The sequence below is a fragment of the Caballeronia sordidicola genome (genome assembly GCF_000729995.1).
In the GTDB taxonomy this organism is placed as follows: Bacteria; Pseudomonadota; Gammaproteobacteria; order Burkholderiales; family Burkholderiaceae; genus Caballeronia; species Caballeronia sordidicola_A.
In genome coordinates this window covers 1-19,882 of the sequence record NZ_JNFG01000036.1, presented here as the reverse complement: position 1 = coordinate 19,882, position 19,882 = coordinate 1, and the positions used below count along the sequence as shown (strand labels likewise).

Genomic DNA, 19,882 nt, shown 5'->3' with positions numbered 1-19,882 from the left:
GAGCATCGAAATGGTTATGAAACACACACGCCAGCTTTTCGGCGACGACATCGCCCGAAGCGAGATCACTCCGCGCGCGTTCTTCGAGAACCGCAGGCGCGTGTTGCGGGCCGCGGGTGCGCTGGCCGCGACGGGGCTTGTCGGCGTGAACGGCGAAGCGCTCGCCGCGATGACATCGCCCGATGCAAAGGGGCAGAAGCTCGCCGCGGCCACGAACACGAAGTTCGTCGCGCTGGACAAGGTGACGCCGTTCAAGGACATCACGAGCTACAACAACTTCTACGAGTTCGGCACCGACAAGGGCGAGCCGGCGCAAAACGCGCATACGCTGCGGCCACGGCCGTGGAAGATATCGGTGGAAGGCGAGATCAAGAACGCCAAGGTGTATGACATCGATGAAATCGTGAAACTCGCGCCGCTCGAGGAGCGTATTTATCGGCTGCGGTGCGTGGAAGGGTGGTCGATGGTGATTCCGTGGATCGGCATTCCGCTGTCCGAAATCATCAAGCGCGCGCAGCCGACAGGCAACGCGAAGTACGTGCAGTTCATCACGCTAGCCGATCCATCGCAAATGCCCGGGCTGTCCGATCCCATTCTTGACTGGCCGTATTCCGAAGGTCTGCGCATGGACGAGGCGATGAATCCGCTGGCGCTGCTGACCGTCGGTTTGTACGGTGAAGTGCTGCCGAATCAGAACGGCGCGCCGGTGCGTATCGTGGTGCCCTGGAAATACGGTTTCAAGAGCGCGAAATCGCTGGTGAAGATCCGTTTTGTCGAGCAACAGCCGAAAACGAGCTGGAGCGAATATGCGCCGAAAGAGTACGGCTTTTACTCGAACGTGAATCCGGAGGTCGATCATCCGCGCTGGAGCCAGGCAACGGAACGTCGCATTGGCGAGGACGGTTTCTTCACGCCAAAGCGCAAGACGCTGATGTTCAATGGGTACGGCGATCAGGTTGCGTCGCTGTATCGGGGCATGGATCTCAAGGCCAATTTTTAGGGTTTAGGAGACGAGGATGGCTGTGGCTTCCAATGTCAAAACAAAGCCGGTAACACGTGCTGCCGCAGGCGGTACGAACTGGATCGTGCCGGCGAAAGTGGCTGTATTTCTTGGCGGTTTGTATCCGCTCGCGCGTATCGTTCTGCTCGGTTTCACGGGCGGCTTGGGTGCAAATCCAATCGAATTCATTACGCGCTCGACCGGCCTGTGGACGCTCGTGTTCCTGTGCATCACGCTTGCCGTCACGCCAGTTCGTCGGCTGACCGGCCTGAACGCGCTGCTGCGTTTTCGGCGGATGCTCGGGCTATTTGCGTTCTTCTATGTCGTGCTGCACTTCACCACGTACATCTGGTTCGACAAATGGTTCGATGTCTTCGCCATCCTGAAGGACATCGTCAAGCGGCCATTCATCCTGGTGGGTTTCTCGGCGTTCGTGCTGCTGATCCCGCTCGCCGTGACGTCGCCGAAAGCGATGGTCAAGAAGCTGGGTCGTCGCTGGCAAACGCTGCATAAGCTGATCTATCCAATCGCCGTGCTCGCGATCCTGCACTTCTGGTGGATGAAAGCGGGCAAGCACGATCTCATCTTGCCGAAAATCTATGGCGCGATCGTGGTGGTGTTATTGGCGTGGCGGGTGGTGGTTTGGCTGCGGTCGCGGATGACGAGGACTCGCGCGGTTTAGCTGATTTTTAACCAGGACACCAATAAAAAAGGCGACGCTTGAATGACGTCGCCATTTTTTATGCCGACCAGACCGGTTGAATTCAGTCCGGGAAAATCGATTCGCCCGCAAACAACTGCTTCACTTCTTCACGTTCACGCACTCGCCGTGCACGTTCGCGATCGACCATCACTTCGGCGGCGCGCGGGCGCGTGTTGTAGTTCGAGCTCATCACGAAACCGTAAGCGCCCGCCGAGAAGATCGCGATCAGATCGCCTTGTTCGATGGCAAGCTCCCTATCCTTGCCGAGCCAGTCGCCGCTTTCGCAAACAGGGCCGACCACGTCGTAGAGCTGCGCTTTCGTCGCGCGCTTTTCCACCGCTTCCATGCGATGAAACGCTTGATACATCGCGGGACGCGCAAGGTCGTTCATGCCGGCGTCGACGATGGCGAAATTTTTCTCTTCACCCGGCTTCAGGTACTCCACGCGCGTCAGCAATACGCCCGCATTGCCGACCAGCGAGCGGCCCGGCTCGAAATACACTTCGCGATGACCGTGCCCGCGGTGATCGATATGGGCGAGCACCGCACGCACGAATTCTCCGATAGCCGGTGGCGTTTCGTCGTCGTATGTAATCCCGAGTCCACCACCGACATCGACGTGATGAATGTTCGTACCGTCCGCTTCGATCTGCTCGACCAGGTCCAGCAATTTGTCGACGGCGTCGAGATACGGGCTCACTTCGGTGATCTGCGAACCAATATGGCAGTCGATCCCGATCACGTCGAGATTCGACATGGCCGCGGCTTGCGCGTAGGTCGCTCGGGCATCGGCGAAAGCCACGCCGAACTTGTTCGACTTCAGGCCCGTGGAAATATACGGATGCGTCTTGGCATCGACGTCGGGATTCACGCGCAGCGACACCGGCGCTTGTTTGCCCGCCGCCTTGGCCACTTCGTTCAGCGCATGCAATTCGGGAATCGATTCGACGTTAAAGCATTTCACGCCGGCATCGAGTGCTTCGCGCATTTCCGCCGTTGACTTGCCGACGCCGGAGAACACGGTGTTTTCGGCCTTGCCTCCCGCGGCCAGCACACGCGCCAGTTCACCCGACGAGACGATGTCAAAGCCTGCGCCCAATCGCGCGAATACGTTCAGCACCGCGAGGTTGCTGTTGGCTTTCACGGCCACGTGGATCGTGGCGCGGCGGCCGCTGCAAGCATCGGCGTAAGCTTTATATGCGTCGGTCAACGCGCTGCGCGAATACACGTAGAGCGGTGTGCCGAATTGCTCGGCGAGCGACGCGGCCGAAACGCCTTCGACCTGCAGCACGCCGTCGGCGCGCGAGAATGCGGATTGAGTCATGAGTTTTCTGGTTTTGCTGACGCGCTTGGCCGGTTGGCTCCAAGCGCGGTATGGCGACGATTATTCGCCGGAGGAAGCGGCTTTGGGTGCCGATGCCGACTCGGGCGATTTCATGTTGTCGTCAGGGGAGAGCGAAAGCGGCGTGCCGGACGTGTCGGGAATGTCGCCGGTGCTCTCGACAGAGGAGGCAGACGACGCAGCAGCAGGCGCGCTCGCTCCACTTTCCGGCAACGGCGGCATGCTGGCGGGACGAGCCGGGAGTGGCGGTGCGACGGGCATATAGAGCGGTCCACGCTGACCACAGGCGGCGAGCAGCGTGCCGGCGGAAATGGCCAAAGCCGCTACAATCGCGCTCATCCGGAAGACGACTTGCATCACTGTCCCTGACTAATTAATCGATGGAGTTTAGCATGACCGACAACGAATACCTGACCCTCGCCGAGGCTGCGCTGGCGGCCATCGAGCGGGACGTGGACAGCCTCGAAGCCGATGTCGAATTCGAACGCAGCGGTAATGTTTTAACGCTCGAATTCGAGAACCGGACGAAGCTGATAATCAACTTGCAGCCGCCAATGCACGAGCTCTGGCTTGCGGCCAAGGCGGGTGGTTTTCACTACCGGTATGTGGACGGCGCATGGCGCAACACGCGTGACGGCAGCGAGTTTTTCGAAGCGCTCAGCCAGTACGCCAGCGAACAAGCCGGCGAGCCGATCCGCTTTTCGGCTTGATCTACAGTTTGTTATCTGCCGCTTGATTTGCCGCTCGGGCCCCGTGCTGCAGGGGCCCGAATCAGGACTTACTGTCCTTTGAACAGATTCATGATGTCCTGCTTTTCCTGCTCGCCGACCTGCGGCGCGGGCGCAGAAGGCGTCCCGCCGCTGACGTCTTCCGGCACAGCCTGACTGACACCGATCGTTGCCACGAATCCGTGACCCGGCGTCATGTCGTCGAAATAGAGTTCACCGCCCAGCGACACCACATCGGGCGGCATGGTCGACTTGTATTCCGGCACGCCGCGCAACGCCCGGCTCATGTAGTCCATCCACACCGGCAGCGCGAGCCCGCCGCCCGTTTCCTTATCGCCGAGAGTGCGCGGCGAGTCGTACCCAATCCATGCAATGGCCACCAGCGAATGCTGGTATCCGGCGAACCACGCGTCGTGCGAGTCGTTCGTCGTGCCGGTCTTGCCTGCAAGATCGGTCCGCTTCAACTGGTTCGTTCGGGCGCCCGTTCCGCGTTGCGCCACGCTTTGAAGCAGGCTGTTCATCACATAGGCGTTGCGCGGCGTAATGGCTAGCGGCGCGGTATCGGCGGCGATCAGCGGCTGCGGATGCGAGACCACGGCACCGCGCGGATCGGTGATATCGGCGATGAGATAGGGATTCACGCGGTATCCGCCGTTCGCGAACACCGAATACCCCGTCGCCATTTGCAGCGGCGTGACCTGACCGGCACCGAGCGCCATCGGCAGATACGCGGGCTGACGCGACGCATCGAAGCCGAACTTCGTCACATAGCCTTGCGCGTACTTCGGACCGATGTTGTTCAGGATCCGGATGGAGACTAGGTTCTTCGATTTCATCAGCGCTGTACGCATTGCCATGGGGCCATCGAAACCGCCGCCGTAGTTCTTCGGCTCCCATGCCTGGCCGCCGGTTTCAGCGGCGCTGAAGTAGAGCGGCGCGTCGTTGATGATGGTCGCCGGCGACAAGCCTTTTTCCAGCGATGCCGAATAGATGAACGGCTTGAAGCTCGAACCCGGTTGGCGCCACGCCTGAGTGACGTGGTTGAACTTGTTCTTGTTGAAGTCGAAGCCGCCCACCAGCGCGCGGATCGCGCCGTCCTGCGGCACGATGGAAACAAACGCGCCTTCCACTTGCGGCAGTTGCGTGATGACCCAGGTGTCGTCGTCGTTTTTCATCAGGCGCACGATCGCGCCCGGCCGGATGCGCTGGTTCGGCTGCGCCCGCGTGCTGAGCGCGCTCGCGACAAAACGCAGATCGTTGCCTTCAACGACCGCCACGTTGCCATCGATAAAACTCGCCTTCACTTGCTTAGGGCTAGCCTCGGTGACGACCGCCGCGACGATCTCGCCGTTGTCGGGATGGTCGACCAGGGCGTCGTCGATAGCCTGTTCGCGATCGTCGAGATCCGCAGGCAGATCGATATACGCTTCCGGCCCGCGATACCCGTGCCGGTGTTCATAGTCCATCAGGCCTTTGCGCACGGCGCGATACGCCGCGTCCTGATCGGCCGAATCGATGGTCGTCACCACGTTCAGGCCCAGCGTATAAGCCTCTTCGCGATATTGCGTGTACATCATCTGGCGCACCATTTCCGCCACGTACTCGGCGTGCACGCTGAACTCGCGTCCGGCGCCCTTCACCACGAGCGGTTGTTTCGCTGCGTCTTCATATTGCTGCTGCGTGATGTAATGTAGTTCCAGCATCCGTTCGAGGATGTATTGCTGGCGCACCTTCGCGCGTTTCGGATTGACGACCGGGTTGTACGCGGAGGGCGCTTTCGGCAAGCCGGCGAGCATGGCGGCTTCGGCAAGCGTGATGTCCTTCAGGTCCTTGCCAAAATAGACCCGCGCGGCGCTCGCGAATCCATAGGCGCGCTGTCCCAGATAAATCTGGTTCATATAGACCTCGAGAATCTGGTCTTTCGTCAGCGCGCGCTCGATCTTGTAGGCGAGCAGCATTTCGTAGATCTTGCGGGTGTAGGTCTTTTCACTCGACAAGAAGAAATTTCGCGCGACTTGCATGGTGATCGTGCTTGCGCCCTGGGACGCGTGGCCGTTCGTCAACGCTACGGTGCCGGCGCGGAGGATACCGGTCAGGTCGACACCGCCGTGATCGTAGAAACGCGCGTCTTCAATCGCGAGCACCGCCTTCTTGAGGTAATCCGGCACGTCCTGGATACGCACCACACTGCGCCGTTCTTCGCCGAATTCACCGATCAGCACATGGTCTGCGGTGTAGACCCGCAGCGGTACTTTCGGGCGGTAGTCGGTGAGCGCTTCGAGCGACGGCAGGTTGGGCTGGGCCACCACCAGCGCGTAACCAAGCACGAGCCCCGCGCTGATAATCAGCCCGACAATACAAATTAACAATCCGAGCAGAAGCCTGATCCAGAGCGGGCGAACACGCTTTGGGGAATCGGGACGACGGGACGGAGGGGACGACGGAGACTGAGATTGCATGGCACCACCAAAAAACGGTCCCGCGATTATAGCTGCCCAACTTTACGGCTTTCGTCTTGCTTACTTAGGGTGTTGCGCGCAGGGTTCGGCGGCACCTCTTTCGTCACGATAAGCGTTGACGGACTTAGATGCCTAACGTTTGCATCGCTGCTTTTGAGACTTTTCCACGCTCGTTTCGTGCCTGCTTCTATCGGCGCTTTTTAAGCCCGTTCTCCTTTACGTTAGCCACTTGGACGAATGGTGGCAACTAGCGCCGCTGCTCACAATCGTTTCATTGCCAGCGCCCGAACAGTTCGGCGCGCGGCCTGGAAAGAGAGGGTGAGCATGGGTACGGAAACACTATTGCGCGGATCGGTCTTGACCGTTACGCGCCGGTTCGCGGCGGGTATCGACATTACAGAAGGGGCGTTGAGGCTGGCCGTTGTCAGCAAGCGGCTGCATGCAAACCGGCCGGTTTGCGTCGAGCGGCTGGAGGAGGTTCTGCTTGAACCGGGCGTGGTCATGGGCGGGGATTTCATCGATCGGATGGCTATCTCGGCGGCGCTGCAAGAAGCGTTTTCACGGCTGCCCGCGCGGGGCGCACTGCGCTCGCTACGCTGTGCAATGGCGTTGCCGGCGTCGGCTACGCTCATCGCACGAGTGCCGCTCGCCCGGCTTACTCAGGCAGGTCAAGTGTCCATTTCCGGAGTGGCGGGGCGTGATCTGCGCGGTTTGCTCGAGCCGGCGGTGCTGGCCGAAGCTGAACGCGTGTCGGGCATCGAACGTGGCGCGCTGGCGGTCGACTGGTCTATCCAGGCGCTCGAGAACGGCGGCGCTGAGGTGACGATTGCTGCCACAGGGCGGCAATACGTGGAGGCGCGCATGGAGACGGCGGCGACCGCGAACATCGTGTTGAGCGCAATCGAGGGTGAACCGTGCGCGGCGCTGCGCGCCTTGCGTTATTCGGCCGCCATGGAGATTGATCCGCAGGAACGTTTCGTCGCTTGCTGGGTGGAAAGCGCAGGGCTGCATGCGTGGTTTGTGGGTGAGGACGGCGTGGAGAACGAGGTGCGTTATCCGGCGCCGGAGTATTCGAGCGCGACTGAAGCGCTGACCGATCTGGCCGGCGACGATCCAGACGTGCAATGGATTTATATCGGTGGAGATATTGACCTGCTCGATCGCGCAGGTGTTTCCATGTCCATGCTGGCCGGGCTGTTTGGCTGCCCGGTCATGCCGTTTGAGTGCGCACCGTTCTGCAACGGCGCGCAACGAGTGGATGAACGTCTCGCGCATTCGCCGCTGTTTGCTGTGGCAATGGGACTTGCGCTGCGCGAGGTGTTGCCATGAGCGCAGTCAGTTTGCATGCGTTCAATCTGCTGCCGTACCGGTCGGGTGCGCGGCGTCGGGCTCGCAACCGGGCGCTGGCGGTGCTCGCGGGCGCGGGTCTGGCCGGATGTGCTGCGGTCGGCGCTGTGGCGGGCTGGGACGCGTTGGAGCGGGTGCATATAGAAGAGAAACGAGACTCGTTCGACGTGGCGCTGCGGCGATTGAGTGCGCCGGTCGCCGAGCATGCGCGCCTGGTCGAGCGCCAAGCGCTGGAGCGGCGAGCACAGAGCGCCGCCGCGCCGATTGCCGAGCCGCGTGCCCGGTTTCTTGGTTTGCTCGACGCGCTCGCTCGGGTTACGTCGCAGGGGAATATCGGTTTGCAGCGGGTGACGCAGCGCGCGAGCGAGGTGGAGCTCGCCGCCAGTGCGCCGGATTCGCATACCGCCGCCGCGTGGCTTAAAGCGCTTGAAAACGTGACGGGCGTGCGAGCCGTGGAGATCGTGGAAATGCGCCGGCGGGTGGTTGCTGCGCAGCCCTCGGCCAAGGCAGTTCCGCCGTCCGGCACGGTGAATTTGCCAGGCAAGACGAGCCCTTACGATTTCATCGCGGTCGTGCGTTGGACGCAAGGCGCCGCCGGGGAAACCGCGCCCAAGCTTCTTAAGGCCGCTAGACGTGAGGCGTCGTCGAAGCCGAAAGCCGCCAGCCGGAGCGCGCGATGAACCTGTTCGCCAAATCATCCAGCGGGATGCTTCAACCTCTCGATGCCTGGAGTAGTTATCGGATCGCAGTTACGGGCGTCGTGGTCGCCGCGCTGGTGTTTGCCGCGGGCGTGTGGCTGTGGCGTTCCTCCGATCTAAGCGGCACGGAGGCGAGCCGTTCGGCATTGCATGACGTGCAGCAACGCCTGGATCGGGCGCGAGCGATGGCTGCCGAGTTACCTGGGATGCGTGCGCTTTCAGGCGATGGTGCGCCGCTCGCCCGTTGGACCGTCGCCGACGCACTTCACGAGTTGACCGCGCTCGCCGCTCAGAGCGGTTTGCGGATCGGCATGATCGAACCGTCTGCGCAGAAGGGCGAAGGGCTCGAGATCGAGCGGCCGCTGAAATTTCGCGCCGATGGTTCGTTCGGCGAGATACGGCGGTTTCTCGACGCGCTGGAAGGGCTGCCGAGACTCGTCGTTCCGGCAGATGTGCAAATGAAACGAGCAGCGAATGCGCTTGCCCTGGAAGCGACGCTCCGAGTATTCGAGGACTTGCCGGCGATCGCGCGGCCGGAGCCGTCGCGCCGGGACGCATTTGCTATCGATCCGTTTGGTGTGAAGAACGGCACCAGCGTGGGCGATGGCGGCGCGATGCTTCTGGTCGGCACCTTGCGTGCTCGGCGTCGAGCGATGGCGTTGGTAGCGACGGCGGCGGGCGTCGATGGATTTCTGCCAGGCCAAATGATTGGCGACGAGCGGCTTGGCAATGTCCGTTCGCGTTCGATCGAGCTCAGTCGCCCTGACGGGGCCGTGCGGACGATTGGCTTCGCGGATGAGCGGCCATGAGAACGCTGCGGTTTTTGCGCTTGTTATGCCGTTCGGCGAGCGTTGTGCTCCGGGTTGCGCTTGGGCCCGCGATCGCCGGCCGGTTCTCGTTGCGGTGGCGAGTTTGCGCGTGCGGCATCGCGACCGCGTTACTGCTGAGGACTGTCACGGCCCACGCGGCAATCGCGCCTTTGCCGCCCTTGCCCGAGCCGTTTCCCGAGACGCTGCCTACGGATCAGTTCGCGGTTGAGGTTCCTGAGCCCGTGGTTGCGCAAGCGCCCGATGAGGACACAGGCTGGCTGACGCCAGCCACAACGACCGCTACGTCCGCTCCAGCGCCCGCACCTGACGCCACGCCTGCGCTGGAAGGCCCGCCGACGCCTTTGCCGCCAATCGAGCGCATGAGCCGAGCGCCGGCGGACCCTGCAGCCACGCAACTCGACGACGGCAAGCCGATCTCCCTGAACCTGAAAAATGCCGACTTGAGCGCCGTGCTGCAAACTTTCGCGAAGTTTTCGGGCGTCAACATAGTCGCGAGCGAGAAGATCCGAGGGGTGGTCTCGCTGAATCTCGTCGAAGTGCCGTGGCGGCGCGCGTTCGACACGCTGCTCGACGTCCACGGCCTGGCGATGGAGCGCCATGGCGAGGTCATCTGGGTTGCGCCGCTTAGCGAACTGGCAGCGCGCGAGCGCCTTCGCTACGAAGCGCATGCCCGTGCAGCCGATCTTGAGCCGCTCGCCAGCCGCACGTTCGTTCTGCGCTATCCTCGCGCCGACGACGTTCGTAAGCTCCTGACGGGCTCGGGTAGCCAGCGGGTGTTATCGAAGCGCGGTTCTGTCATGGCCGATGCCCGTACCAACCTGCTGTTCGTTACCGACCTGGAGGCCCGCGTCACGCAGATCGCCGAGCTGATCGCGAGGATCGACCAGCCGACGCCGCAAGTCATGATCGAGGCGCGCATTGTGGAGGGCGATACCGGCTTTTCGCGCAATCTGGGGGTGAAACTATCGATGACACCCACCGGCGACGCCACCGCGCGCGGCCTTGTTGCGGGCGCAGACGGCGCGGTATTCGATTTATCGGCGCGGCCGATTGGCGGGTTCGACGCCGCGACCGCCGGGCTGACGCTATTCGCCGCGCAGGCTACGCGCTTGCTGAACGTCGAGCTGAGCGCGCTCGAAAACGAAGGTCGCGGCGAGATAGTCTCGAGTCCCCGCGTGATCACGGCGGATCGCGTGAAGGCGGTGGTCGAGCAGGGCACGGAATTGCCGTATCAGGCGAAAGTCGGCAACGGCGTGTCGGGCGTCCAGTTCCGCCGGGCCGCGCTGAAACTGGAAGTCGAACCCCAAATTACGCCGCACGGCCACGTCATCCTTGATCTCGATGTATCGAAGGACAGCGTCGGCGAGCAGACGGCAGCCGGCCCGGCGATCAACACCAAGCACGTCCAGACGCGCGTGGAGGTGGAGGACGGCGGCACGGTGGCAATCGGCGGGATATATTCCACCGATGAGCGCGAAGATGTCACGAGGGTCCCGCTGCTCGGTAAAATCCCGGTATTGGGCTGGCTTTTTCGTCACACCGCGCGCCGCAATTCACGCAGCGAACTGGTCATTTTCATCACGCCCCATATCGTTCCGGTGCGCCTGTGAGGGCCGCCGGCAAGCCTTTCCGACTCGACAAAGCGGCCCTTTTGCCCTTAAGCTCCCGCACGAACGGGACCAGAATCGGGACCGGAATCAATGCACAAGGAAGCGAGTTGGAAGCCGGGCAAGCGAACGCGAACGTATTTTTTGTCGGACTCATGGGGGCTGGAAAGACCACCGTGGGGCGGGCGGTCGCGCGCCGTTTACAGCGGTCTTTCATGGATTCCGACCACGAAATCGAGGTGCGTACCGGTGCGCGCATCCCGGTGATCTGGGAGGTCGAGGGCGAGGAAGGCTTCAGGCAGCGCGAAGCGGATGTGATCGACGACTTGTCGCGGCGCGAGAATATTGTGCTGGCAACCGGCGGCGGTGCGATTCTCCGGCCGGAGAATCGGGAACATCTGAAGAGTCGCGGGCTGGTGATCTACCTGCGCGCCACGCCGCACGAATTGTGGCAGCGCACGCGGCGCGATAAAAACCGGCCGCTGCTGCAGACCGACGACCCGCGCGGCAAGCTGGAATCGCTCTACAAGACGCGCGATCCGCTGTATCAGGAGTGCGCGCATTTCATCGTGGAAACCGGCCGGCCGACCGTGAATAACCTCGTCAACATGGTGTTGATGCAACTGGAGATGGCCGGCATCGCCAAGCCGGCTACGTCATAATGTCCGCCATGATTACCGTCAACGTCGAACTGGGCGATCGCGCCTACCCCATCCATATCGGCGCCGGGTTGATTGGCCGGACCGACCTGTACGCGCCGCATATTGCGGGCTCGTCGGTGGCCATTGTCACGAACGCGACCGTGGACCCGCTCTACGGCGACGCACTCCGCGCTGCCCTCGCGCCGCTCGGCAAGAAAGTCACGACCATCGTTCTGCCCGATGGCGAGGCGCACAAGAATCTCGAGACGCTCAACCAGATTTTCACCGCGCTGCTCGCTGACCGCGCCGACCGCAAGACCACGCTGATTGCGCTGGGAGGCGGGGTGATCGGCGACATGACGGGTTTTGCCGCTGCCAGTTATATGCGTGGCGTGCCCTTTATCCAGGTGCCGACCACGCTGCTCGCGCAGGTCGATTCGTCTGTGGGTGGAAAGACCGGCATCAATCATCCGCTCGGCAAGAACATGATCGGCGCGTTTTATCAGCCGCAGGCCGTTATCGCTGATATTGCAGCGCTTCAGACGCTGCCGCCGCGTGAGCTTGCCGCGGGTATCGCGGAAGTGATCAAGACGGGCGCCATTGCCGACAGCGAATTCTTCGACTGGATCGAGGCGAACATCCCGGCTTTGAACGATTGCGATCCGACCGCGCTCGCGCATGCGGTGAAGCGCTCGTGCGAGGTGAAGGCTTATGTAGTCGCTGCCGACGAACGCGAAGGCGGCTTGCGCGCCATTCTCAATTTTGGCCATACATTCGGTCATGCAATCGAGGCTGGCCTGGGTTACGGGGAATGGCTGCATGGCGAGGCAGTCGGTTGCGGCATGGTGATGGCGGCGGATCTGTCGGTGCGGCTCGGGCGGCTCGATGAAACGTCACGTGCGCGCCTGACGCGGTCGATCGCCGCGGCGAAGCTGCCGGTCAAGGCGCCGGCGCTTGGCGCGGACCGGTATATCGACTTGATGAAGGTCGACAAGAAAGCCGAAGCGGGTGAGATCAAATTCATCCTGCTCGAGCGTTTCGGTCAAACAAAGATCACGGGTGCACCGGACGCGGCAGTGCGAGCAACGCTCGCGGCCAGCATCTGAGCAACTGCGTTCGGCAGGAGAGTGCTGCGACGAAGCTTGGTCACGAGACGTCCCGGTCACTAATGCGCTGAATGTCGTCCGTGACCAGGGAGGCGAAGAACACGATCGCTCACGGCAACGGCTGAGCCGCAAGAGATTCCAGATGTTGAAGCGACTCGCGCTGGCTTCGGCGACGCTGTTTTGAGGCGCGGCCGCCGCCGTGAAAAAGGCGACGGTGATTCGGACCCGGTGCCAAGCCGCAAGAGATGAAAAATTCTGGCATCGCGCTGACACTCCTTGCCGCTGCGGCGAAGCAAAGCCGCTGCCGCGGAAAACACGACCAAGCCAAAACAACAAAGCAACGACGATTCGGAGCAGCCGGTGAGCGACAAGACATTCGAGTTTTCCAGCATCACGCCGACGTCCTTCGCGCTAGAGGCACATCTTGCCCCGTATGCCGCGCATTCGGCCGAGTCGCGTGGCCGCCGCTTCGAGGAAAAACCGCCCGTTGCACGCACCGAGTTCCAGCGCGACCGTGACCGCATTGTTCACTCCACGGCGTTCCGCCGTCTCGAATACAAGACGCAGGTTTTCGTGAATCACGAGGGTGACCTGTTTCGCACGCGCCTGACGCACAGCCTGGAAGTCGCGCAGATCGCCCGTTCCGTGGCGCGCAACCTGCGCGTGAACGAGGATCTGGTCGAAGCCATTTCGCTGGCGCACGATCTTGGCCATACGCCGTTCGGCCATGCCGGACAGGATGCACTGAATGAATGCATGCACGATCACGGCGGCTTCGAGCACAACCTGCAGAGCCTTGTGGTCGTCGATGAACTCGAAGAACACTACGGCGCGTTCGACGGCCTGAATCTCTGCTTCGAAACCCGCGAAGGCATTCTTAAACACTGTTCGCATGAAAACGCGCTGAAGCTCGGCGCGCTGGGCGAGCGGTTTCTGAATCGCAAGCAGCCGTCCATAGAAGCCCAGATTGCGAACGTCGCCGACGAAATCGCCTACAACAATCATGACGTCGACGACGGCCTGCGCTCCGGCCTGATCACGCTCGATCAACTGGCCGATGTCGCGTTGTGGCAGACGCACTACGAAGCGGCGCGCGGCGAATATCCGAATATTGAAGGGCGAAGGCTGATTCACGAGACCATCCGCCGGATCATCAATACGCTGATCGTGGATCTGATCGAGTCGACAAGCGGGAACCTGGGGCGCTTGAATCCGCAATCGGTCGACGACGTGCGCGAAGCACCCGCTCTGGTCACTCACAGCGAGGCAGTCGCCGCCCAGGCGACCGAACTCAAGCGCTTTCTTTACAAGAACCTGTATCGCCATTACCAGGTCATGCGGATGGCTAACAAAGCGGGCCGCGTGGTGAGCGGCCTGTTCAAGGCGTTCAACGACGACCCGCGCCTGCTGCCGCCGGCCTACCAGGCGCGCGGACCGATCGCGGAAGAGTCCGCCAACGACCCCCGCGGCAGCGAGAGTGCATCCGGCAGCACGCAGGCGCGCCTGATCGCGCATTACATCGCGGGCATGACCGATCGTTACGCATTAAAAGAATATGGACGTCTGTTCGTCATAGACGACAATTAGAATCCCGCGTTCCAGACGCGTTCTGCGTTTGTCCCAATCAGAAAAACTCCGTCGGGGTTCAAGGAGAGGTTACTCATGAGTAGTCGCAAGTTATTGGCCAGCGCCTTTTCCATTGCCGCTGTATTCGCCTTTGGCGCCAGCCAGGCACAGGCCGCCACTGAAATCCAGTTCTGGCACGCGATGGAATCTGCGCTCGGTGAGCGCGTGAACGACATCGCAAACGACTTCAACGCGTCGCAGAGCGACTACAAGATCGTGCCTGTCTTCAAGGGCAGCTACGACCAGACGATGGCTGCAGGTATTGCCGCGTATCGCAGCGGCAACGCGCCGGCCATCCTGCAGGTGTACGAAGTGGGCACGGCCACGATGATCCAGGCCAAGAAGGCAGTCATTCCGGTCTCCGACGTGTTCAAGCAAGCCGGCGTCCCGCTCGACGAAAAGGCGTTCGTGCCGACCATCGCAAGTTATTACAGCGACTCGAAGACCGGCCACCTGATTTCGATGCCGTTCAACAGTTCGACGCCAGTCCTTTATTACAACAAGGACGCGTTCAAGAAAGCCGGCATTGATCCGACCCAGCCGCCGAAAACCTGGGACGAACTCGAAGCCGATGCGAAAAAGCTGAAGGCGGCGGGCATGTGCGGTTATACGTCGGGCTGGCAAAGCTGGATTCAGTTGGAGAACTACAGCGCATGGCACGGCCAGCCGTTTGCATCGGAGAATAACGGCTTCGATGGCACCAACGCAGTGCTCGAATTCAACAAACCGCTGCAGATCGCGCACATCGAGCGCCTGCAGAACATGGCGAAGGACGGCACGTTCACGTATGTCGGCCGGAAAGACGAACCGGTATCGAAGTTCTACAGCGGCGATTGTGCCATCCTGACCAACTCGTCGGGCTCGCTTGCCAACATCAAGAAGTACGCGAAGTTCAGTTTCGGCACGGGCATGATGCCGTACGACCAGAGCGTGAAGGGCGCACCGCAAAACGCGATTATCGGCGGCGCGAGTCTGTGGGTTCTTTCGGGCAAAGATCCGGCCACGTACAAGGGTGTCGCCAAGTTCCTGGCTTACCTGACCTCGCCGGCGGTTGCCGCCAAGTGGCATCAGGACACGGGTTATTTGCCGGTCACGACCGCCGCTTACGAACTGACGCAAAAGCAGGGCTTCTATGAAAAGAATCCCGGCGCCGATACCGCCATCAAACAGATGCTGAACAAGCCGCCTTTGCCGTTCACGAAGGGCTTGCGTCTGGGCAACATGCCGCAGATCCGTACGATTGTTGACGAAGAACTCGAGCAGGTCTGGGCGGGCAAGAAAACGCCGAAGGACGCGCTTGACTCGGCTGCATCGCGCGGCGACGACCTGCTGCGCCGCTTCGAAAAGGCTGGGAACTAAACTCGCCATGGAAAAACGATCGCGGTTCAATACGAGCCTGCTGCCTTATCTGCTGGTCGCGCCGCAACTCGCCATCACCGCGCTCTTTTTTCTGTGGCCGGCCGGCGAGGCGCTGTGGCAGGCCACGCAGACCCAGGACGCGTTCGGTACATCGAGCGAGTTTGTCGGACTGGCGAATTTCAAGCAGATTTTCACCGATCCGCTTTACCTCGCGTCGTTCAACACGACCATTATCTTCTGCACGCTCGTCACCGTATCGGGTCTCGTGATCTCGCTGCTGCTGGCGGCGTGTGCTGATCGGGTGACAAGGGGCAGGAAGGTTTATCAGACGCTGTTGATCTGGCCGTACGCGGTTGCGCCGGCTATTGCCGCTGTGCTGTGGTCGTTCCTGTTCAATCCGAGCATCGGTTTGGTGACTTATGCGCTCGCGAAATACGGCATTGTCTGGAACCACGCGCTCAACGGTTCACAGGCGATGTTCCTGGTCGTATTGGCGTCGGTGTGGAAGCAGGTCAGCTACAACTTCCTGTTCTTCTACGCCGGGCTGCAGGCCATCCCGCGTTCGCTGATCGAGGCGGCGGCCATTGACGGCGCCGGGCCCGTGCGGCGGTTCTTCGGGATCGCGCTGCCGTTGCTCTCGCCAACCAGTTTCTTCCTGCTGACCGTGAACGTGGTCTACGCCTTCTTCGATACCTTCCCGGTGATCGATGCCGCCACCGGCGGCGGTCCCGCGCAGTCCACAAAAACTCTCATCTACAAAATCTTCGCCGAAGGCTTCCAGGGGCTCGATATCGGCAGTTCCGGCGCTCAGTCGGTCGTGCTGATGGTGATCGTGGTGGCGCTGACGGTTGTGCAATTCCGCTTTATTGAACGTCGGGTGCAGTACTCATGATCGAGAACCGTCGCGGTTTCGACCTGTTTTGCCACGCGGTGCTGATCCTGGGCGTGGTGCTGGTCGTGTTTCCGGTGTACATCGCTTTCTGCGCCGCCACGATGAGCGAAGCGGAAGTATTCAGAGTGCCGCTTTCACTGGTTCCGAGCACGCACTTGTTCGAGAACGTAGCGAATATCTGGACCCACGGCAGCGGCAACGCGGCGGCGCCGTTCGGTCATATGTTGCTGAACAGCCTGGTCATGGCGCTCGTGATTTCGATCGGCAAGATCGCTATCTCGATGCTGTCGGCCTACGCCATTGTGTTCTTCCGCTTCCCGTTTAAAAACCTGGCCTTCTGGCTAATCTTCATCACGTTGATGCTGCCGGTGGAAGTGCGGATTTTTCCGACGGTCCAGGTCGTTTCATCGATGCACCTCAGCAACACGTACGCCGGCCTGACGTTGCCGCTGATCGCATCGGCGACGGCGACGTTCCTGTTCCGCCAGTTCTTCATGACGCTGCCCGATGAGTTGATGGAGGCGGCGCGCATCGATGGCGCCGGTGCATTGCGGTTCTTGTGGGACGTGGTGCTGCCGCTGTCGAAGACGAACATTGCCGCGCTGTTCGTGATCACGTTCATCTATGGCTGGAATCAGTATTTGTGGCCGATCCTGATCACCAGCGACCAGTCGCTGCAAACGGCGGTGGTCGGCATCAAGAGCATGATCGCTTCTGGAGACACCGCCACCGAATGGCATCTGGTCATGACCGCAACGCTGCTGGCGATGTTGCCGCCGCTCGCGGTTGTATTGACGATGCAGCGCTGGTTCGTGCGCGGTCTTGTCGATTCCGAAAAATAACGGAGGCTCATTCAATGATCCTTGAAGTTGCTCAATTGCCGGTGAAGGCGGGCGAAGAGGCTGCGTTCGAAGCGGCATTTGCCGAAGCCGAGAAGATCATCTCGGCGCAGCCGGGTTATCTTTCGCACGAACTGGTGCGTGGCGCCGACGCGGACAATGGTTCGCAGTACGTGCTGCTCGTTCGGTGGGAGACCGTCGCGGCGCATGAGGAAGGTTTCCGTGGCTCGGCCGACTACCAGGCGTGGCGCGAGTTGCTGCATAAATTCTATGAACCGGGTGTCGCGGTCGCGCATTTTGCGACGATCGCGGGCGCCCTTAAATGAAGGCGGGTCGATGGCTGCACTAAGCCTTCAAGGCGTCAAGAAAACCTACGACAGCAAGCAGTTCGTATTGCACGGCATCGACGTGGAAGTGACGGACGGCGAATTCGTCGTGATGGTCGGTCCGTCCGGCTGCGGGAAATCGACGTTGCTGCGCATGGTCGCGGGGCTGGAAAGCGTGTCCGAAGGGAAGATTTCCATTGGCGAGAAAGTGGTGAACACGCTCGAGCCGAAGGACCGGGACATCGCGATGGTGTTCCAGAACTATGCGCTGTATCCGCACATGAGCGTCGCGCAGAACATGGCGTACGCGTTGAAGATCGGCGGTGTCAGCAAATCGGAAATCGACCAGCGCGTTCAGAATGCCGCGAAGATCCTGGAACTCGAACCGTTGCTCGCACGCAAGCCGCGCGAGTTGTCGGGCGGCCAGCGGCAACGCGTGGCGATGGGCCGCGCGATCGTGCGCGAACCGGCCGTGTTCCTGTTCGACGAACCGCTGTCCAACCTCGACGCCAAGCTGCGCGTCCAAATGCGCCTGGAAATCCAGCGGCTGCACGCGCGTCTTGCAACCACGAGCCTGTACGTCACGCACGACCAGATCGAGGCAATGACGCTCGCGCAGCGCGTGATCGTGATGAATCGTGGCCGCGCCGAGCAGATCGGGCCGCCGACCGAAGTCTACGAGCGGCCGGCGACGGTGTTCGTGGCAAGCTTTATCGGCTCGCCGGCGATGAATCTGCTGGAAGGCCGTGTCTCGGACGACGGTTTGGGCTTCGATGTCGCGGGTAACGGGCCACGCCTGCCACTCACGGGCATGCAGTCGCTGCAGCAGGATCTGAAGGGCCGTGAGTGGGTGCTGGGCATTCGGCCGGAACACATGCTGCCGGAGCAGCAGAGCGCGCATGTCACGTTGATGGTCGATTCCTGCGAACTCCTCGGCGCCGACAACCTGGCGCACGGCCGATGGGGCAAACACGACGTTGCGGTGCGTTTGCCGCACGAGCATCGTCCGGCGCGCGGCGAGGCGCTGGAAGTGGCGCTTCCGGCACACCGTCTGCACATTTTCGATCCGGCGACGGGCTTGCGCGTTAACTAAAGGAAGAAAGAGGGTCCCAAAACATGAAAATCTGGCCTTACCCGCGCATCGTCGCGCATCGCGGCGGCGGCAAAGTCGCGCCGGAAAACACGCTCGACGGTATTGATACCGGCGCGCGACTCGGTCTGAAAATGATCGAATTCGATGCGAAGTTATCCGCGGATAACGTTGTGTTTTTGCTACATGATGACCTCGTCGACCGTACATCGAACGGGCGTGGCCTCGCGAAAAACCTTCGCTACGAAGAACTCGAGCAACTCGATGCCGGAAGCTGGTTCGATCCGAGCTTCGCCGGTGCGCGCATGCCAACGCTCGCTCAGGTCGCGGAACGGTGTTTTGCGCACGGATTGGCGGCGAATATCGAAATCAAGCCGTGCGAAGGGCGCGATGTTGAAACGGGCGTTTTAGTGGCGCAGGAAGCGGCGCGGTTATGGACGGGCGCAGAACCGGCGCCGTTGCTGTCGTCGTTTTCCTACGCTGCGCTCGAGGCCGCCGCCGGGGCCGCATCCGATCTGCCGCGCGGTCTGCTCTACGGAGCCGTTCCTGGCGACTGGCGCGCCCAGACCGCGGCGTTGTCGTGCGTATCGCTGCATGCGGACCACAAGACGCTGGACGAGCGTCTGGTCGCAGAGATCAAGGATTCCGGCTTGCGGATCCTGGCCTACACCGTCAACGACCCCGAGCGGGCGCGTGAACTCGCAGAATGGGGCGTGGACGCGATCTGCACGGACCGAATTGACGTGATCGGTGCTGATTTTCTGGATTGAGCTGAAGCAAGCGACCATGTAAAAACGCGCGCCGGAAGCAATTCCGGCGCGCGTTTTTCATGTGCGCCCAGCATGGGCGCAATCTTGGAGGTGCAAGTCCTCCCGTGAGTTGACCACAGCGAACGAAGTGAAGCGCAACTGCGTGAGGGTGACCGAGCGTGGGAAGGAAGCGTGGATCAAAACCGTGAGCCGATGAACAAGAACCGGATAGAAGGCAGTGCCGATCAGGGCGAGCGGGCACGAAACTGCGAAGCTCTCGTGGTCAAGGATCAGGTGCTGTAGATCCGGCGGTTGTGCGGTGAAGGATTGCGTTCTTACCTGGGGAGATCTCGCCTCATGCTTGAAAGGGCGACGGTGTCGAGCCGGAGCGAGAAGTCAGCAGAGGCCATATTAGTCACAGGATAGGCCGGTAAGGCTGAAGCTAGGGACGAAGGGCCGAACGAGAAGGAGTGTTCAGCGTCATGTCGATGTGGCAGGCATTGCGTCAGATGCCCGTGCAAACGGGGCAAGCGGGAGTAG

The 19,882-nt window shown here is 61.4% G+C and carries 19 protein-coding genes and 1 pseudogene; 17 read left to right on the top strand and 3 right to left on the bottom strand.

Features of this window, described 5'->3' with window-relative positions:
* Window positions 1-16: 16 nt before the first annotated feature.
* A complete protein-coding gene (gene msrP, locus FH08_RS0128120) occupies window positions 17-1,000 on the top strand; it encodes a protein-methionine-sulfoxide reductase catalytic subunit MsrP (RefSeq protein WP_419178027.1) in 984 nt (327 codons plus the stop codon).
* 16 nt (window positions 1,001-1,016) lie between these two features.
* Window positions 1,017-1,682 carry a protein-methionine-sulfoxide reductase heme-binding subunit MsrQ gene (gene msrQ / locus FH08_RS0128115; protein WP_031361549.1) on the top strand — a complete coding sequence of 222 codons (666 nt, stop codon included), beginning with the start codon at window positions 1,017-1,019 and terminating at the stop codon, window positions 1,680-1,682.
* 82 nt (window positions 1,683-1,764) lie between these two features.
* Here the strand turns inward: msrQ and lysA are convergent, their stop codons facing one another.
* Window positions 1,765-3,027, bottom strand: a complete 1,263-nt coding sequence (gene lysA / locus FH08_RS0128110) for a diaminopimelate decarboxylase (RefSeq protein ID WP_031361548.1) — start codon at window positions 3,025-3,027, stop codon at window positions 1,765-1,767.
* Between lysA and FH08_RS54180 the strand changes: the two genes are divergently transcribed.
* Entirely contained in the window at window positions 3,026-3,310 is a 285-nt protein-coding gene (locus FH08_RS54180) for a hypothetical protein (protein WP_031361547.1), read from the top strand. The two genes, lysA and FH08_RS54180, sit on opposite strands and share 2 nt — an antisense overlap.
* A 20-nt stretch (window positions 3,311-3,330) precedes the next feature.
* Here the strand turns inward: FH08_RS54180 and FH08_RS54175 are convergent.
* Window positions 3,331-3,384: pseudogene (locus FH08_RS54175) on the bottom strand (hypothetical protein); the annotation flags it as partial.
* 53 nt (window positions 3,385-3,437) lie between these two features.
* Between FH08_RS54175 and cyaY the strand changes: the two are divergent.
* Window positions 3,438-3,755, top strand: a complete 318-nt coding sequence (gene cyaY, locus FH08_RS0128100; RefSeq protein ID WP_031361546.1) for an iron donor protein CyaY — start codon at window positions 3,438-3,440, stop codon at window positions 3,753-3,755.
* 68 nt (window positions 3,756-3,823) lie between these two features.
* On the opposite strand, the gene FH08_RS0128095 is transcribed toward cyaY, so the two are convergent.
* Window positions 3,824-6,232, bottom strand: a complete 2,409-nt coding sequence (locus tag FH08_RS0128095; protein WP_031361545.1) for a penicillin-binding protein 1A — start codon at window positions 6,230-6,232, stop codon at window positions 3,824-3,826.
* Window positions 6,233-6,556: 324 nt separating this feature from the next.
* Here FH08_RS0128095 and pilM point away from each other — a divergent pair, with 324 nt between their 5' ends.
* The 13 genes from pilM to ugpQ all read left to right on the top strand — a co-directional run bounded on the left by pilM (window position 6,557) and on the right by ugpQ (window position 19,363).
* Window positions 6,557-7,561 carry a type IV pilus biogenesis protein PilM gene (gene pilM / locus FH08_RS0128090; protein ID WP_051888605.1) on the top strand — a complete coding sequence of 335 codons (1,005 nt, stop codon included), beginning with the start codon at window positions 6,557-6,559 and terminating at the stop codon, window positions 7,559-7,561.
* On the top strand, window positions 7,558-8,259 hold the full coding sequence (locus tag FH08_RS48660; RefSeq protein ID WP_051888604.1) for a hypothetical protein: 702 nt from the start codon (window positions 7,558-7,560) through the stop codon (window positions 8,257-8,259). Before pilM ends, FH08_RS48660 begins: the two co-directional genes overlap by 4 nt.
* Window positions 8,256-9,086 carry a type 4a pilus biogenesis protein PilO gene (gene pilO / locus FH08_RS0128080; protein WP_031361542.1) on the top strand — a complete coding sequence of 277 codons (831 nt, stop codon included), beginning with the start codon at window positions 8,256-8,258 and terminating at the stop codon, window positions 9,084-9,086. Before FH08_RS48660 ends, pilO begins: the two co-directional genes overlap by 4 nt.
* Window positions 9,083-10,717 (top strand): type IV pilus secretin PilQ, encoded by a 1,635-nt coding sequence (locus tag FH08_RS0128075; RefSeq protein WP_081889596.1) that lies wholly within the window; start codon window positions 9,083-9,085, stop codon window positions 10,715-10,717. Before pilO ends, FH08_RS0128075 begins: the two co-directional genes overlap by 4 nt.
* A 152-nt stretch (window positions 10,718-10,869) precedes the next feature.
* Window positions 10,870-11,376: a shikimate kinase gene (locus tag FH08_RS0128070; protein ID WP_419178028.1), complete on the top strand. Its 507-nt coding sequence runs from the start codon at window positions 10,870-10,872 to the stop codon at window positions 11,374-11,376.
* 8 nt (window positions 11,377-11,384) lie between these two features.
* Window positions 11,385-12,461 carry a 3-dehydroquinate synthase gene (gene aroB / locus FH08_RS0128065; RefSeq protein WP_081889597.1) on the top strand — a complete coding sequence of 359 codons (1,077 nt, stop codon included), beginning with the start codon at window positions 11,385-11,387 and terminating at the stop codon, window positions 12,459-12,461.
* Between the two features lie 360 nt (window positions 12,462-12,821).
* On the top strand, window positions 12,822-14,048 hold the full coding sequence (locus FH08_RS0128060) for a deoxyguanosinetriphosphate triphosphohydrolase (RefSeq protein ID WP_031361538.1): 1,227 nt from the start codon (window positions 12,822-12,824) through the stop codon (window positions 14,046-14,048).
* Between the two features lie 75 nt (window positions 14,049-14,123).
* Entirely contained in the window at window positions 14,124-15,446 is a 1,323-nt protein-coding gene (gene ugpB / locus FH08_RS0128055) for a sn-glycerol-3-phosphate ABC transporter substrate-binding protein UgpB (protein ID WP_031361537.1), read from the top strand.
* Window positions 15,447-15,453: 7 nt separating this feature from the next.
* The gene (gene ugpA / locus FH08_RS0128050; RefSeq protein WP_031361536.1) at window positions 15,454-16,338 is read left to right on the top strand and encodes a sn-glycerol-3-phosphate ABC transporter permease UgpA; all 885 of its coding nucleotides are present in this window, start codon (window positions 15,454-15,456) and stop codon (window positions 16,336-16,338) included.
* The gene (ugpE, locus tag FH08_RS0128045; protein WP_031361535.1) at window positions 16,335-17,180 is read left to right on the top strand and encodes a sn-glycerol-3-phosphate ABC transporter permease UgpE; all 846 of its coding nucleotides are present in this window, start codon (window positions 16,335-16,337) and stop codon (window positions 17,178-17,180) included. Before ugpA ends, ugpE begins: the two co-directional genes overlap by 4 nt.
* A 14-nt stretch (window positions 17,181-17,194) precedes the next feature.
* Window positions 17,195-17,503, top strand: a complete 309-nt coding sequence (locus FH08_RS0128040) for an antibiotic biosynthesis monooxygenase family protein (protein ID WP_031361534.1) — start codon at window positions 17,195-17,197, stop codon at window positions 17,501-17,503.
* A 10-nt stretch (window positions 17,504-17,513) separates the two neighbouring features.
* Window positions 17,514-18,596: a sn-glycerol-3-phosphate import ATP-binding protein UgpC gene (locus tag FH08_RS0128035; protein ID WP_031361533.1), complete on the top strand. Its 1,083-nt coding sequence runs from the start codon at window positions 17,514-17,516 to the stop codon at window positions 18,594-18,596.
* Window positions 18,597-18,619: 23 nt separating this feature from the next.
* Entirely contained in the window at window positions 18,620-19,363 is a 744-nt protein-coding gene (ugpQ, locus tag FH08_RS0128030; protein WP_031361532.1) for a glycerophosphodiester phosphodiesterase, read from the top strand.
* The last annotated feature ends 519 nt before the right edge of the window (window positions 19,364-19,882 follow it).

Excerpts from the sequence above, each read along its gene's own strand:
- lysA (WP_031361548.1), bottom strand. The coding sequence starts at position 3,027 with ATGACTCAATCCGCATTCTCGCGCGCCGACGGCGTGCTGCAGGTCGAA.
- msrQ (WP_031361549.1), top strand. The coding sequence starts at position 1,017 with ATGGCTGTGGCTTCCAATGTCAAAACAAAGCCGGTAACACGTGCTGCC.
- pilM (WP_051888605.1), top strand. The coding sequence starts at position 6,557 with ATGGGTACGGAAACACTATTGCGCGGATCGGTCTTGACCGTTACGCGC.
- FH08_RS48660 (WP_051888604.1), top strand. The coding sequence starts at position 7,558 with ATGAGCGCAGTCAGTTTGCATGCGTTCAATCTGCTGCCGTACCGGTCG.
- FH08_RS0128040 (WP_031361534.1), top strand. The coding sequence starts at position 17,195 with ATGATCCTTGAAGTTGCTCAATTGCCGGTGAAGGCGGGCGAAGAGGCT.
- ugpE (WP_031361535.1), top strand. The coding sequence starts at position 16,335 with ATGATCGAGAACCGTCGCGGTTTCGACCTGTTTTGCCACGCGGTGCTG.
- FH08_RS0128075 (WP_081889596.1), top strand. The coding sequence starts at position 9,083 with ATGAGAACGCTGCGGTTTTTGCGCTTGTTATGCCGTTCGGCGAGCGTT.
- FH08_RS0128095 (WP_031361545.1), bottom strand. The coding sequence starts at position 6,232 with ATGCAATCTCAGTCTCCGTCGTCCCCTCCGTCCCGTCGTCCCGATTCC.
- FH08_RS0128035 (WP_031361533.1), top strand. The coding sequence starts at position 17,514 with ATGGCTGCACTAAGCCTTCAAGGCGTCAAGAAAACCTACGACAGCAAG.
- aroB (WP_081889597.1), top strand. The coding sequence starts at position 11,385 with ATGATTACCGTCAACGTCGAACTGGGCGATCGCGCCTACCCCATCCAT.
- ugpA (WP_031361536.1), top strand. The coding sequence starts at position 15,454 with ATGGAAAAACGATCGCGGTTCAATACGAGCCTGCTGCCTTATCTGCTG.
- FH08_RS54180 (WP_031361547.1), top strand. The coding sequence starts at position 3,026 with ATGAGTTTTCTGGTTTTGCTGACGCGCTTGGCCGGTTGGCTCCAAGCG.
- pilO (WP_031361542.1), top strand. The coding sequence starts at position 8,256 with ATGAACCTGTTCGCCAAATCATCCAGCGGGATGCTTCAACCTCTCGAT.
- ugpB (WP_031361537.1), top strand. The coding sequence starts at position 14,124 with ATGAGTAGTCGCAAGTTATTGGCCAGCGCCTTTTCCATTGCCGCTGTA.
- ugpQ (WP_031361532.1), top strand. The coding sequence starts at position 18,620 with ATGAAAATCTGGCCTTACCCGCGCATCGTCGCGCATCGCGGCGGCGGC.
- msrP (WP_419178027.1), top strand. The coding sequence starts at position 17 with ATGAAACACACACGCCAGCTTTTCGGCGACGACATCGCCCGAAGCGAG.
- cyaY (WP_031361546.1), top strand. The coding sequence starts at position 3,438 with ATGACCGACAACGAATACCTGACCCTCGCCGAGGCTGCGCTGGCGGCC.
- FH08_RS0128070 (WP_419178028.1), top strand. The coding sequence starts at position 10,870 with ATGGGGGCTGGAAAGACCACCGTGGGGCGGGCGGTCGCGCGCCGTTTA.